At 21.2% G+C, this 13441-nt stretch carries 14 protein-coding genes and 1 tRNA gene; 7 read left to right on the forward strand and 8 right to left on the reverse strand.

From position 1 onward, the window contains the following. Positions 1 to 168 precede the first annotated feature (168 nt). From nusA to greA, 6 genes are all read right to left on the reverse strand, one after another. Positions 169 to 1656 (reverse strand): transcription termination factor NusA, encoded by a 1488-nt coding sequence (gene nusA / locus BUCILAFE3058_RS01205; protein WP_154061576.1) that lies wholly within the window; start codon positions 1654 to 1656, stop codon positions 169 to 171. 280 nt (positions 1657 to 1936) lie between these two features. Further along, positions 1937 to 2025, reverse strand: a tRNA-Leu gene (locus tag BUCILAFE3058_RS01210). A 147-nt stretch (positions 2026 to 2172) separates the two neighbouring features. Further along, on the reverse strand, positions 2173 to 2421 hold the full coding sequence (secG, locus tag BUCILAFE3058_RS01215) for a preprotein translocase subunit SecG (RefSeq protein ID WP_172598721.1): 249 nt from the start codon (positions 2419 to 2421) through the stop codon (positions 2173 to 2175). Between the two features lie 910 nt (positions 2422 to 3331). Then, positions 3332 to 5155 carry an ATP-dependent zinc metalloprotease FtsH gene (ftsH, locus tag BUCILAFE3058_RS01220; protein WP_154061765.1) on the reverse strand — a complete coding sequence of 608 codons (1824 nt, stop codon included), beginning with the start codon at positions 5153 to 5155 and terminating at the stop codon, positions 3332 to 3334. A gap of 43 nt (positions 5156 to 5198) precedes the next feature. Continuing rightward, positions 5199 to 5828: an RlmE family RNA methyltransferase gene (locus tag BUCILAFE3058_RS01225; RefSeq protein WP_154061578.1), complete on the reverse strand. Its 630-nt coding sequence runs from the start codon at positions 5826 to 5828 to the stop codon at positions 5199 to 5201. A gap of 279 nt (positions 5829 to 6107) precedes the next feature. Further along, the gene (gene greA, locus BUCILAFE3058_RS01230; RefSeq protein ID WP_154061579.1) at positions 6108 to 6587 is read right to left on the reverse strand and encodes a transcription elongation factor GreA; all 480 of its coding nucleotides are present in this window, start codon (positions 6585 to 6587) and stop codon (positions 6108 to 6110) included. Between the two features lie 442 nt (positions 6588 to 7029). Here greA and BUCILAFE3058_RS01235 point away from each other — a divergent pair, with 442 nt between their 5' ends. The 4 genes from BUCILAFE3058_RS01235 to cgtA all read left to right on the forward strand — a co-directional run bounded on the left by BUCILAFE3058_RS01235 (position 7030) and on the right by cgtA (position 9318). Next, the gene (locus BUCILAFE3058_RS01235) at positions 7030 to 7272 is read left to right on the forward strand and encodes a BolA/IbaG family iron-sulfur metabolism protein (RefSeq protein ID WP_154061580.1); all 243 of its coding nucleotides are present in this window, start codon (positions 7030 to 7032) and stop codon (positions 7270 to 7272) included. 390 nt (positions 7273 to 7662) lie between these two features. Beyond that, positions 7663 to 7974, forward strand: a complete 312-nt coding sequence (gene rplU, locus BUCILAFE3058_RS01240) for a 50S ribosomal protein L21 (protein WP_154061581.1) — start codon at positions 7663 to 7665, stop codon at positions 7972 to 7974. A 22-nt stretch (positions 7975 to 7996) separates the two neighbouring features. Further along, positions 7997 to 8269, forward strand: a complete 273-nt coding sequence (rpmA, locus tag BUCILAFE3058_RS01245; protein WP_154061582.1) for a 50S ribosomal protein L27 — start codon at positions 7997 to 7999, stop codon at positions 8267 to 8269. A 44-nt stretch (positions 8270 to 8313) separates the two neighbouring features. After that, positions 8314 to 9318: an Obg family GTPase CgtA gene (gene cgtA, locus BUCILAFE3058_RS01250; RefSeq protein ID WP_154061583.1), complete on the forward strand. Its 1005-nt coding sequence runs from the start codon at positions 8314 to 8316 to the stop codon at positions 9316 to 9318. A 195-nt stretch (positions 9319 to 9513) separates the two neighbouring features. Here cgtA and rpsI read toward each other — a convergent pair whose 3' ends face one another. Both rpsI and rplM read right to left on the reverse strand, forming a co-directional pair. Beyond that, positions 9514 to 9906, reverse strand: a complete 393-nt coding sequence (gene rpsI, locus BUCILAFE3058_RS01255) for a 30S ribosomal protein S9 (RefSeq protein ID WP_154061584.1) — start codon at positions 9904 to 9906, stop codon at positions 9514 to 9516. Positions 9907 to 9932: 26 nt separating this feature from the next. Then, entirely contained in the window at positions 9933 to 10361 is a 429-nt protein-coding gene (gene rplM, locus BUCILAFE3058_RS01260) for a 50S ribosomal protein L13 (RefSeq protein ID WP_154061585.1), read from the reverse strand. 155 nt (positions 10362 to 10516) lie between these two features. Here rplM and BUCILAFE3058_RS01265 point away from each other — a divergent pair, with 155 nt between their 5' ends. The 3 genes from BUCILAFE3058_RS01265 (at position 10517) to rpsP (ending at position 13430) form a co-directional block, all read left to right on the forward strand. Further along, positions 10517 to 11671 carry a prephenate dehydratase domain-containing protein gene (locus tag BUCILAFE3058_RS01265; RefSeq protein WP_154061586.1) on the forward strand — a complete coding sequence of 385 codons (1155 nt, stop codon included), beginning with the start codon at positions 10517 to 10519 and terminating at the stop codon, positions 11669 to 11671. A gap of 77 nt (positions 11672 to 11748) precedes the next feature. Next, positions 11749 to 13095 (forward strand): signal recognition particle protein, encoded by a 1347-nt coding sequence (locus BUCILAFE3058_RS01270; RefSeq protein ID WP_154061587.1) that lies wholly within the window; start codon positions 11749 to 11751, stop codon positions 13093 to 13095. 77 nt (positions 13096 to 13172) lie between these two features. Continuing rightward, positions 13173 to 13430, forward strand: a complete 258-nt coding sequence (rpsP, locus tag BUCILAFE3058_RS01275; RefSeq protein ID WP_154061588.1) for a 30S ribosomal protein S16 — start codon at positions 13173 to 13175, stop codon at positions 13428 to 13430. Positions 13431 to 13441: the final 11 nt, after the last annotated feature.

The raw sequence follows: 13441 nt of genomic DNA on the forward strand, positions 1-13441 counted from the left end.
TATATACAGTGTATATATAAATTTTTTAACAAATAATAATTAAAATATTAATAATATATAATATTCTGATTTAACCAAATATTACATAAATTTCTTAAAAAATAATTTAATATTTTTTAAAATATTCATAATTATATTCATGATAGATTTCATACTTTATACTCCATATTATTTATTTTCATGAAACCAACAAATGTTTCGAGCTTCCATGATTAATTTACCGGCTTGTGTAGATGTTAGCGCCGCAATATCATTCAAATCATCAATACTTTGTTCAGCAAGATGTTCCAACGTATATATCTTTTTTTCTATTAATTTTTGAATCACAATATCATTAATATACTTTAACTCTAATAATTCTGAATCTATATAATTATTATTAAAATTTTTAACTAACTTTTCTGGATTACCTTTTAATATAAACATCGCTTTTTGCTGTACATTCAATATTACATCATTTTTAATGCCTGTAATAGATAATAACGTATGTATGGATGCATTAGCAATAGCTTGTATTGAAGAAAATCCAGCACTAACTAACGCTGAAATATCATTATCAGTAAGATTTAATTGATTTCTAAAAACCTGAAAAAATTCATTTTTTTCTAATTTGTTAGGTTTTTTAAAATCATTTGAAGTCATAATATTTAGCTCCCATCCAGTTAATTGTGATGCTAAACGAACATTTTGTCCGTTTCTTCCAATTGCTTGAGCTAAATTACATGACTTAACGGATATATTAATAGTATGAGTATCATTATCTAAAATAATTGATGACACATCAGCAGGAGACATAGAATTAATTACAAATTTTTCTGGATTATTATCCCATAAAATTACATCAATTCTTTCTCCACATAATTCACTAGAAACTGCCTGTACTCGAGCTCCTCTCATACCTACACATGCTCCTACAGGATCAATTCTACCATCATATGTTGTAACAGCTATCTTGGATCTTGATCCAGGATCACGAGCAATAGCTTTAATTTCAATTAATTTTTCTCCGATTTCAGGTACTTCAATACGAAATAGTTCAATTAACATATCAGACCTAGATCGACTCATAAATAATTGAGCACCACGAGTTTCATTAGAAATATTATACAACAAACCGCGTACTCTATCATTAATTCTAAAATTTTCTCTAGGAAGCATGTCCTCTCTCATAATTATACCTTCAATATTATTACCGACATCTAAAATAACACAATCTCTACTAATTGTTTTAACTATTCCTGCAATAATATGACCTTTTTTTTTATGGAACTGATTAATACTAATTTCTCGTTCAGCTTCTCTTACTTTTTGTATAATTACTTGTTTTGCAATCTGAGTAGCAATACGATCGAAAGTTACCGAATCAATGCAGTCTTCCATATAATCATGTAATTGTATCGTTTTATCTTCAAAACGAGCTGCTTCTAATGTAATTTCTTTAGTCGGATTAGATACAATATTTACTACTAACCATCTCCGATATGTATTAAAACTACCATTTTTTCGATTTATACATACTCTAATATTAATATCTTGATCATATTTTTTTTTAGTGGCAATAGCCAAAGCGCTTTCTAATGCTTCAAAAATTTTTTCTCTTGGAATAGATTTTTCATGTGAAACAGCATCTACTACAAACAATATTTCTTTGTTCATATCAGTTATCCTTAAATTAAAAATGGATATATTCAACTAAATAAACAATTCAAAAGAAAATAAATTTTATTAATCCAAATAAACAATAATATTTTATGTATAAAGTTAATTTTAATCATATTTAATAGTTTTTATAGTAAATATTATTAATCAATATTAGTATATATGTAAAACATTTATAATAAAAAATTCCGAGTTGTTCGGAGTTAAAATATTAAATAATTACTGTAATACAAATAAATATAATATAAAAATTTAAAAAGAAAAAAAACATAATTTATGCCGAAGACGGGACTCGAACCCGCATACTTATTTTAGTCAAGTACTACCTCCTCAAGATAGCGTGTATACCTATTTCACCACTTCGGCTAAAATTTTTTATATCAATACAATTTGTGAATTCATAATAATAAATAAAAATAATTAAAAATAAAAAAATAAAAATATTATTATTATCATTTAAAATATTTTAATTACTTCAGTTTATAGGATGTAATAAAAATTATTTATCAATAATTATATATGTAAACTACTAGTCGTCCACATACTAAACCTACATAATAGTAAACTCACTATAAAAAATAGAGTTATCAACACTAATATTATATATATAATTACATAACTTTTTGAATGTTCAGTAAACAATTGAGATGAATAATCATTAGTATTAGCAGATAAATTATTTTCTGAACTATACTGAAATATAATAGTAGTAATTAATAAAAAAGAAATAACAATAAAAATAATTAATAAAAAAAAATGCATATAAAACACCGTATATATTATTACAGTATTGATTATAATATACTTCATTAATATAAATATTTGTATATTTAATCATCTAAAAATCATATTTTTATTATTGTATATATACAATAATATACTAAAATAAAATTTTATATATAAAAATTTTTATATCTAAATAAATGTATTAATAAATAATTACTTATATATATATCAGAAGTAATTATTTTGTCTATAAAAAATTTAAATATTTATCATATAAATAAATTATATTTTTAAATATATTAATTAATTTGACATAAAAATATTATATCATTTTGTATATAATATGATTAAATGTATCTATTTTTTTTTAAAAAAAAGTGTCTTACATATATCAATAAATTAAAAAATTATTTATTAGTATTAATTGTTATATATAACAATTAATTGTTATATATTAACAATATATATTTATAGATAATTATCTATTATTATGTTTAATTATTTTTAATAAATATCAATTTATATAAATATATTAATACATTAAACTTTAATAATACAAAAAATATATATAAAATATATAATAATTAATATTGTTAATATTAATAAAAAAACACATAAAAAACAATATATATAGAAATTATATTCTATATATTTTATGTTTAGCTACATATTTAACATTAACATACTTAGATGTTTTAAATATAAAATTTTTAAAAAATATTTTATAATATTATAAAATATTTAGTAATGATATCTATTTAATAAATAGATATCATGAAATTATAATTAAAATATACTAATGGGATACCATAAATATATTAAAATTATTTTTAAAATAAATAAATAAAAATAATTAAGAACTATTTAATACAAAAGTTATTTATATAAATAAATATAAAATGTAAAAAATAATATTTTTAATGATTTGTAATAACAAAAATTATTTTTAACGTAAATTCCATCCTTCTGGTTCACGAACTGGTTTTCTAGACATTAAATCATCAATTTGTAATAAATTAATAGTTTCATATTTTATTAAAGCATCTTTCATAGCATGTAAAATATCAATATTTTCATTTAAAATTTTTTTCGCACGTTGATAATTAATATCAACCATTAGTTTTATTTCTTCATCAATAATCTGAATAGTTTTATCAGAAAAATATTGTACTGGGCGTCTAGATTTTCCTAAAATAACTGTTTTACCTACATCTGTATATAATAACGGACCCAACTTATCTGAAAAACCCCATTGAGTAACCATTTTTCGTGCTAAATTAGTAGCTATTTTAATATCATTAAACGAACCAGTTGACACTTTATCTGATCCGTAAATAATTTCTTCTGCTAAACGTCCCGCGTATAATGTAGCAATTTGACTTTCTAATTTTTGACGATTTATACTGAATATATCATTAGTTGGCAAAAATAATGTAATTCCTAAAGATTGCCCTCGAGGAATAATTGTAACTTTATGTACTGGATCATGACCAGGCATAAGTCTTCCAACAATTGCATGTCCAGATTCATGATAAGCAATAAATTCTTTTTGATGTTCATTCATAATAATAGATCGTCTTTCAGATCCCATTATAATTTTATCTTTAGATTTTTCAAAATCTAACATAGTAATTGATATTTTATTATAACGAGCCGCTAACAAAGCAGCTTCATTTACTAAATTAGCTAAATCAGCCCCAGAAAATCCAGGAGTACCTCTAGCAATTATTATTGGTACTACATCATTAGCAACAGAAACTTTACGCATATGAATTTTTAAAATTTCTTCTCGACCAATAAGATCTGGTAGAGGTACTACTACTTGACGATCAAATCTACCCGGTCTTAGTAAGGCAGGATCTAGTACGTCAGGACGATTTGTTGCGGCAATTAAAATAATTCCTGCATTAACTTCAAATCCATCCATTTCTACTAATATCTGATTTAAAGTTTGTTCACGTTCATCATGACTACTACCTACGCTAGTTCCTCTCTCTCTTCCGACAGCATCAATTTCATCAATAAATATTATACATGGCGCATATTTCCTAGCATTCTCAAACATATTACGTACTCGAGCAGCACCAACTCCTACAAACATTTCTACAAAATCAGATCCTGAAATTGTAAAAAAAGGAACATGAGCTTCACCTGCAATTGCTTTAGCTAATAAAGTTTTTCCGGTACCCGGTGGACCAACCATCAATATACCTTTAGGTATTTTACCTCCTAACTTTTGAAATCTTTGTGGTTCTTTTAAATATTCAACTATTTCAGAAACATCTTCTTTTGCTTCTTTACATCCAGCAACATCTAAAAAAGTAGTATTAACTTTATTTTTATGTAACATTTTAGCTTTATTTTTACTAAAAAATAATGTTCCTTCTTCATTACTAATTTGTATTAGTTTCATAAAAAAAAACCATACAATCATTGATAAAAAATTAGGAATCCATGACATAAACGTAGATATAAAAATATTTTTTAATTCTGGAACATCTCCAATAATAATAATTTTTTTTTCTAATAAAACATTCAATAAATTAAAATCATAAAAAGGAGAGTATGTAATATACTGAGTCATATCTTTTTTAGTAACTTCAATTTTTTTGCCATTAATGTGGGTTTTAATAATTTTATTTTTATTAACTTCCGATAAAAATGTAGAATAATTGACATTAGCATTATTTACAGTATATAATTTTAAACTACAAAATATAATTATTGATATAACTGAAATAAAAAAACAAAAAATTAAATTTTTAACTATATTGGTCAAATGATAACCTCACTTTACACTAATATTAAAAAAATTATATTTTATATTTACGAGCTATGATAAATACTTCTCGAGAATTAACACGCGAGGAGCGTGGCTTATAAATTTTTACTAATTTAAACATATTAAAAATTTTTTTTATATATTCATTAAAACCATAACCTTGAAATAATTTCATTACTAGACATCCATTTGTCGATAATACAGACATAGAAATTTTTAATACAATATTGCTTAATTTAAACATATTAACATTATCTACAATAGAACAACCACTAAGATTTGGAGACATATCAGACATAATAATATTCCAAGAATATTTTTTTAATAAAATAAACATTTTTTTTTGAATTAATATATCAGTAATATCTCCACGAAAAAATTTAACATTTTTTAGCGGACGCATTGGTAAAATATCATATGCAAAAATAATTCCTGATTTTCCAATTTTTTCTAAAGCATATTCTGACCAACCACCCGGATTAGATCCTAAATCTATAACTTTCATTCCGGTATAAAAAATTTTTTCTGATTCATTAATTTCTTTTAATTTAAACCATGCTCTAGATCTTAAATTTCTTCTATTCCTTTCTTTTATATAAGGATCAGAAAGATGTTTTTTTAACCAATTATTAGATTTATTTATTTTTTTTATTAAAATCATAATCTTATTTAATACCACAAATAATAAAACATCAAATCAAATAAAAATATTAAAATAAAATTTATAAATAAAAATTATTAGTCTATATAAATTTTAAATAATTATTTAATCGTTATATATATAAATATTTATTTACATATATATAAATTAAAAGATAAATTAAATAAAATTTAATTACAAATAAAAATATCTATTTTTTAATTTAAAAAAATATTTTTTATTTTAAATAAATTGATTTTTTAATAAAAAATATTACTTTAAAAATAAAAAATTATACTGTTATATATACTCAATTTTTTTAATTAAATATTCTACAGAACCAGCAGGGGTATCTACTGTTACAATGTCTTTTTCTTTTCTTCCAATTAGTGCTCGTGACATAGGCGAATAAACAGAAATAGAGCATTCTTTACAGTTTGCTTCATCATCACCAACTATAGTATAAACAAAAATTTTATTTGTGGAAATTTGCAATACTATTACAGTAGATCCAAAAATAACAACACCTTTAAAAGATATTTTAGTAACATCAATAATTTCAGAGCATAACAATTTATTTTCAATTTCACAAATTTTGTTTTCACAAAAACTTTGTTCTTCACGTGCAGCATGATACTCAGCATTTTCTTTTAAATCACCTAATTGTCGAGCATTAGAAATTGCTTCTACAATCGATGGACGTGTAATATACTTTAATTTTTTTAATTCAGATTTTAATATATTAAAACCCCGTAATGTCATTGGAACTTTATTTAACAATCTTATCCCTCCTTTATATTAAAATATTATCTATTAAATATAGATTATTTTTTCAATATTTAGATACTATATTAGTATATATAATATATAATAATATATAGTATATATTATATATATTTTTATATTTAATTCATTAAACGAGTATTGATCTCTTTAATTTATGATATCATTATAGCAAATAATAAAACATCAATGTATATAAAAATATACATATTAAAATATTTTATATAAATTAGAATTTAAAATAAAAATTATTTTATAAAAATATATTCAAAAAATTTTTATATAGATATATTTTATATATATAAAATATATCTATATTTATATATATAAATCAGTAATTATATGTAGTTACTAACTACTAAAAAAAACTACTATAACTAGTAAATCTATATATATTAATTAATAATATAAATTAATATTTAACGATTGAGTTAAAATCATGGATTTAGACAAAATATGCGCTTTAATTAAAAAAAAATTAAAATTAAAAAAAATATTTATATCAAAATATCATAATAATATCACGATTACTGCAATAGGAGATTTCTTTATAGACATGAATTCTTTAGATAAACAAAAACATATATATAAAATATTAATGCCGTATTTTATTACACAAGAAATTCACGCTATTACAATAAATACACACACTATATCTGAATGGAACAAAAAAAAACATTAAATTAAATAATACCAATTTTGATTTTAATAAATATATAAATTTAATTACATTTAAATAAATTTATATAAAAATATAAATTAATTATATATATACATATATATTTATGCTAATAGATATGAAAATATTAATTAGTATGATAATTTTTTAACTATTATTAATAGTAACAAAAACTATATTTATGTTTTAATAAAATTAAATAGTTTAAAATATTTTAAAAAATTAAATTTTAATATATTCAAAAAAAATATACAAAAAATAATAATTAAATGATAAAAATATATTTTAATCACTAAAATATCATAAATATTTATAATAAATAAATATATTTATTATAAATAAAAATATTATTATAATAATATTTTTCAATTTAAAATACACAGAGAAAAGATTATGTATGCTATATTCTTGGACCGAAATAAACAATATAAAGTAAAATTTGGTGAAATTATTAAATTAGAGAAGATGAATTTAAAAATTGGAGAAATTATAATATTTAAACAAATAATATTATTATCCAATAATAAAGAAATATCTATTGGACAACCAATACTAAAAAATGTTTATATAGAAGGATCTGTCTATAAACATGGAAGAGATAAAAAGATAAAAATTATAAAATTTAATCGTCGTAAACATTATAAAAAAAACCAAGGACATAGACAATATTATACAAAAGTTAAAATTAAAAATATAAAATATTAATAATATAATTTAAGGATATAAAATGGCTCATAAAAAAGCAGGAGGTTCTTCTAGAAATGGAAGAGATTCTCATTCAAAAAGATTAGGTATAAAAAAATTTGGAGGAGAATACGTATATCCGGGAAATATTATAATTAAACAAAGAGGAACTAAATTTCATCCCGGGCATAATGTAAAATGTGGTAAAGATCATACTTTATTTGCTGTTATAAAAGGATTAGTAAAATTTAAAAAAAGGGGTTTACTTAATAAGATTTATGTAAATGTTATAAAAAAAAACAATAAACTAACATAAAAATATTTAAATCTTAAAAATCTTGTATAAAAGAGAGAGATAACATGAAATTTGTTGATTCAGCTATAATTCATGTATCTGCTGGAAACGGAGGACATGGGTGTATAAGTTTTAGAAGAGAAAAATTTATACCAAAAGGAGGTCCTGATGGCGGAGATGGTGGTGACGGAGGAAATATTTGGATAATATCTGATTTAAATATGAATTCATTAACTGATTATAGAATTAAAAAAACATTTTACGCTGAAAATGGAAAAAATGGATCTAATTCTAATAGTTCTGGAAAAAAAGGAAAAGATATTTTTATTCGTGTACCATTAGGTACTAGAATTTTAAATATTAATACTAATACTATTATAGCTGATATACAAAAAAAAAACCAAAAAGTTCTCATTGCTAAAGGAGGTTGGCATGGATTAGGAAATTCTCGTTTTAAATCATCCACAAACCAAACTCCAAGAAAAAAAACAGAAGGTTCTCGAGGGGAATATAAAATTATATTATTAGAATTAATATTAATCGCAGATATTGGAACATTAGGTCTTCCTAATTCAGGTAAATCTACATTAACTAGTGCACTATCTAATGCAAAACCAAAAATAGATTATTATCCATTTAGTACATTATATCCTGTATTAGGAACAGTAAAAATAAAAAAAAAAAAATTTATTATTGCTGACATACCTGGAATAATAAAAGGTGCATCATCTGGAATAGGATTAGGAATAAAATTTTTAAAACATTTATCTCGTTGTCGATTACTATTACATATTATTGATGTTACAACAATTAATAAAAAAAATATAAATAAGGTTAAATTTATTATATTAAAAGAACTTAAAAATTTCAATGAATCATTATTTAAAATACCTCGATGGTTAATTTTTAATAAAATTGATATTTTAACAAAAAAAAAAATTATTAAAATAACGAAATATATAACAAAAAAAATTCAAAATAATCAGAAATATTATTTTATTTCAGCAAAAAATAATATCGGAACAAAACAATTATCTAAAGATATAATTCAACATTTATACAAAACATAATATATAAATATTTAATAAAATCAAAATCATAATATTATGTATTGATAAAAATATTTATCAATACAAATTTATCAAAAAGAATGTTTAATATATATAATTAATATAATTTATAAAGATAAACATGATGTAATAATACTTACTATTATAAAGAAACCCGGATTAAAAACACCGGGATTTCTTTACTATTATAAATGATTATCTTTTAGAAAACTGGATTTTTTTTCTAGCTTTGCGAAAACCAAATTTTTTACGTTCTACTTGTCTAGAATCACGTGTTACAAAACCTTCTTTTCGTAAAATATCTCGTAATGTATTATCATAATTAATTAATGCACGAGTAATTCCTTGTCTAATAGCCCCAGCTTGTCCAGATATTCCACCACCTTTTACTGTAATATAAAAATCAAATATATTTAACATATTTACTACACCTAATGGTTGTTGAACTACCATACATGCAGTTTTTCTACCAAAATATTCTGTTAAAATACGTTTATTAATAAAAATTTTTCCTTCTCCCTTACGTAAAAAAACACGCGCAGAAGAAGATTTGCGACGACCTGTACCATAATTTATATACTCAGACATAATATAAATCCTAATATTTATATATATTAAATATTTAAAAAAATTGGTTTTTGCGCATTTAAATTATGCTCATGAAACGGAAATACTTTTAATTTTTTAAAAATTGATCTACCCAAAGAACCCTTGGGTAACATTCCTTTAACAGCTTTTTCAATAACTCTTTCAGGATGATTTAATAACATGTATTGTAAAGTATATTTTTTTATTCCACCAACATAACCGGTATGGTGATAATAAACTTTATTAAGAATTTTTTTACCAGTAACAATTATTTTTGATGCATTTATAACTATGATATAATCACCAGTATCAACATGAGGAGTATACTCGGATTTATATTTCCCACGTAAACGTAAAGATATTTCAGTTGCAAAACGACCTAAAACTTTATTTGTAGCATCAACGTAATACCAGGATTTCACAATATTGTTAACATTTGCTGAAAAACTTTTCATAATATATTTTACCTGATAGATATAGTTATAAAAATTAATAAATACGTTCATCGATTTTATATAATTAATAATATTTATTATATTAAAAATATAATATATAATTGAAATATTTATTCGATATAAAAATCAATAAAAATAAAACTGGAATTTATAACATGGATAAAAAACAAAAATTAACTTTCTTACGTAATAAAATTGATTATATTGATTATAAAATAATAAAATTACTTTCATCTAGAGAATCTGTTTCAATTAATATATTAAAAAATAAAATACATAATCAATTTGATGTGCGAGATAAAAATCGTGAGATGGAGATATTTTATAATTTACATCAATTTAGTAAGAAAAATAAAATTAACCCAATATTTATAAAAAAAATATTTAAAATCATCGTTGAAAATTCTGTTATAATTCAAAAAAATTATAAAAACGAAATATTAAAAAATAAAAAAAAATCTTTATGCGCCTACTTAGGACCTATCGGATCATATTCATCTGCTATTTTTAATAGTATTTCTGAAAATAAAAAACAATTTCTAATTCCAGATGAACATTATACTTTTGATTCTATAATAAAATCTCTTGAAAATAATAATTGTGATATAGCACTACTTCCAATTGAAAATAGAATATCAGGAATTATTCCGGAAGTATATGACATACTAAAAAAACATAAAAATATATATATTATTAAAGAATTTTATGCAAAAATTCAACATCATTTATTTGCAAATAAAAATTGTTTTTTTTATAAAATTAACCAAGTATATAGTCATATACAACCATTCAAACAATGTAGTCTTTTTATAAAAAAATTTCCAGAATGGAATAAAAAATATTTTAATAGTACCTCTGCAGGAATGAAGCAACTAGCACTAGAAAACCAACAAACATCAGCTGCAATTGGAAACTCAATAGGTGGTTCATATTATAATTTAAAAAAAATTGCTATCAATATATCTAATATAAATAATAATATAACTAGATTTATATTAATATCAAAAAAAATAAAAAAAATAAATGAAAATATTTCCAATAAAATAACGATTATTATAAAAATAATTAATTATAAAATAAATAAATATAAAATATTAAAAAAATTTAAAAGAAGAAAAATTAAAATCATAAAAATGATTTTAGTTAATAAAATTTTTAATACAATAGAAGCAACATATTTTATAGAAATTAAATCATATCTTCACTCTGAAATATTCCAAGAAATATTATCCGAAATAAAAAAATATACAAAATATATAAAAATATTAGGTTGTTATCCTATTGAAAAAAATATAACAAAATTATATTAATAATATCAATGTATTATAAAAATAAATATATGAATTAATTTAAATTTATTAAATAAACAGGACATCGACTAATAATTATGTTCAATACTTTAACAAAAAAAATAACTGATATTTTTGAAAAAATTTCACATCACGGACATTTAAAAGAAAAAAAAATAAAAGAAACAATGCAAAAAGTAAAATTAGCACTATTAAATGCAGATGTTTCATTAACAGTTGTAAAATTATTTTTAAAAAAAATAAAACTAAAAACATCAGAAATACATATAAATAAAAACTTTAGTCCTAGTCAAAATTTAATAAAAATTGTATTAGAAGAATTAATTTCAATGATGGGTAATAATTGCTATAAATTTAAATTTCTATTAAATCAGTTAACTATATGTACTATTATTGGTCAACCTGGATCTGGTAAAACTACCAGTACAGCTAAATTAGCTTATTTATTATCTAAGCAATATAAAAAAAAAATACTCGTCGTATCTATTGATATATATAGACCAGCAGCTATTTTGCAATTAAAGCGATTAATACAAAAAACTAAAGCTAATTTTTTTCAATCTAATTGTGATCAAAAAATTAATAAAATAATTCAACTAGCAATACAAGAAGCAAAAAAAAAAAAATATGATGTATTATTAATAGACACTACTGGTAGTATACATAACAATCCATCAAAAATACAAGAATTAAAAAAAATACAAGATTATATTCAATCACAAGAAACACTATTTGTTATTGATGCAATGACTGGGCAAGACTCTATTCATGTAATTAATGAATTTAATAAAATATTTAAATTATCCGGAGTAATTTTAACAAAACTAGACAGTGATACGCGAGGAGGAGTAGCATTATCAGTACGCACTTTGACTAAAATACCAATAAAATATATTGGTACTGGAGAAAAAATTTATGATTTACAAATTTTTCATCCTGAAAGAATTGCTAAGAGAATTTTAGGAATGGGAGATATATTATCTTTAATAGATGATATTCAAAATAAAATAAAAGATACAGAATTAAATTTACTTAAAAATGCTAATAAAAAAGGAGATAAATTTAATTTAAATGATTTTTTATTACAAATTAAACAAATAAATAAAATAGGGGGAATTAATTCATTAATAAATAAATTACCTATCAATATGTATTCTAATAACCCTATTTTAGAAAATATTGATGAAAAATCTTTTATAAAAATTGAAGCTATGATTAATTCTATGACAGAAAAAGAAAGAAAAATTCCATCTATAATAAAATATTCGAGAAAAAAAAGAATATCAAAAGGATCTGGAAATTCTATACAAGAAATTAATATTTATTTAAAAAAATTTGAACATATGAAAAAAATTATGAAAAATATAAAAAAAAACAAAAAAAATAAAATATTTGAAAAAATTAAAAATTATCTGATAAAATAATCTGTATAATAATTAATATTAATATACACATATAAATCATAATTTAATAAAAAATTTAACATAAAATAGGAAATTTAATGATAAAAATTAGACTTGCTCGACACGGATCAAAAAAAAAACCATTTTATCAAATTGTAGTATCTGATATAAGATCAGCACGTAACGGAAAATTTATTGAAAAAATTGGATATTTTAATCCATTTGCTAAAAAATATGAAAAAAAAATATACTTATCTATCAAAAGAATTCAATATTGGTTAAAAAATGGAGCAAAAAAATCTAAAAGATTTTCAAGTCTATTTATGAAATTTAAAAATAATAATTCTAATGAATAACATAAATATAT

The organism is Buchnera aphidicola (Cinara laricifoliae), assembly GCF_900698945.1.
Classification (GTDB): Bacteria; Pseudomonadota; Gammaproteobacteria; order Enterobacterales; family Enterobacteriaceae; genus Buchnera_F; species Buchnera_F aphidicola_AC.

What these genes read in the sequence shown, in the direction of transcription:
- rplM (WP_154061585.1), bottom strand. Translation starts at nt 10,361, where the DNA reads ATGAAAAGTTTTTCAGCAAATGTTAACAATATTGTGAAATCCTGGTAT.
- BUCILAFE3058_RS01270 (WP_154061587.1), top strand. Translation starts at nt 11,749, where the DNA reads ATGTTCAATACTTTAACAAAAAAAATAACTGATATTTTTGAAAAAATT.
- secG (WP_172598721.1), bottom strand. Translation starts at nt 2,421, where the DNA reads ATGCATTTTTTTTTATTAATTATTTTTATTGTTATTTCTTTTTTATTA.
- BUCILAFE3058_RS01265 (WP_154061586.1), top strand. Translation starts at nt 10,517, where the DNA reads ATGGATAAAAAACAAAAATTAACTTTCTTACGTAATAAAATTGATTAT.
- nusA (WP_154061576.1), bottom strand. Translation starts at nt 1,656, where the DNA reads ATGAACAAAGAAATATTGTTTGTAGTAGATGCTGTTTCACATGAAAAA.
- rpsI (WP_154061584.1), bottom strand. Translation starts at nt 9,906, where the DNA reads ATGTCTGAGTATATAAATTATGGTACAGGTCGTCGCAAATCTTCTTCT.
- cgtA (WP_154061583.1), top strand. Translation starts at nt 8,314, where the DNA reads ATGAAATTTGTTGATTCAGCTATAATTCATGTATCTGCTGGAAACGGA.
- rpsP (WP_154061588.1), top strand. Translation starts at nt 13,173, where the DNA reads ATGATAAAAATTAGACTTGCTCGACACGGATCAAAAAAAAAACCATTT.
- BUCILAFE3058_RS01235 (WP_154061580.1), top strand. Translation starts at nt 7,030, where the DNA reads ATGGATTTAGACAAAATATGCGCTTTAATTAAAAAAAAATTAAAATTA.
- rplU (WP_154061581.1), top strand. Translation starts at nt 7,663, where the DNA reads ATGTATGCTATATTCTTGGACCGAAATAAACAATATAAAGTAAAATTT.
- rpmA (WP_154061582.1), top strand. Translation starts at nt 7,997, where the DNA reads ATGGCTCATAAAAAAGCAGGAGGTTCTTCTAGAAATGGAAGAGATTCT.
- BUCILAFE3058_RS01225 (WP_154061578.1), bottom strand. Translation starts at nt 5,828, where the DNA reads ATGATTTTAATAAAAAAAATAAATAAATCTAATAATTGGTTAAAAAAA.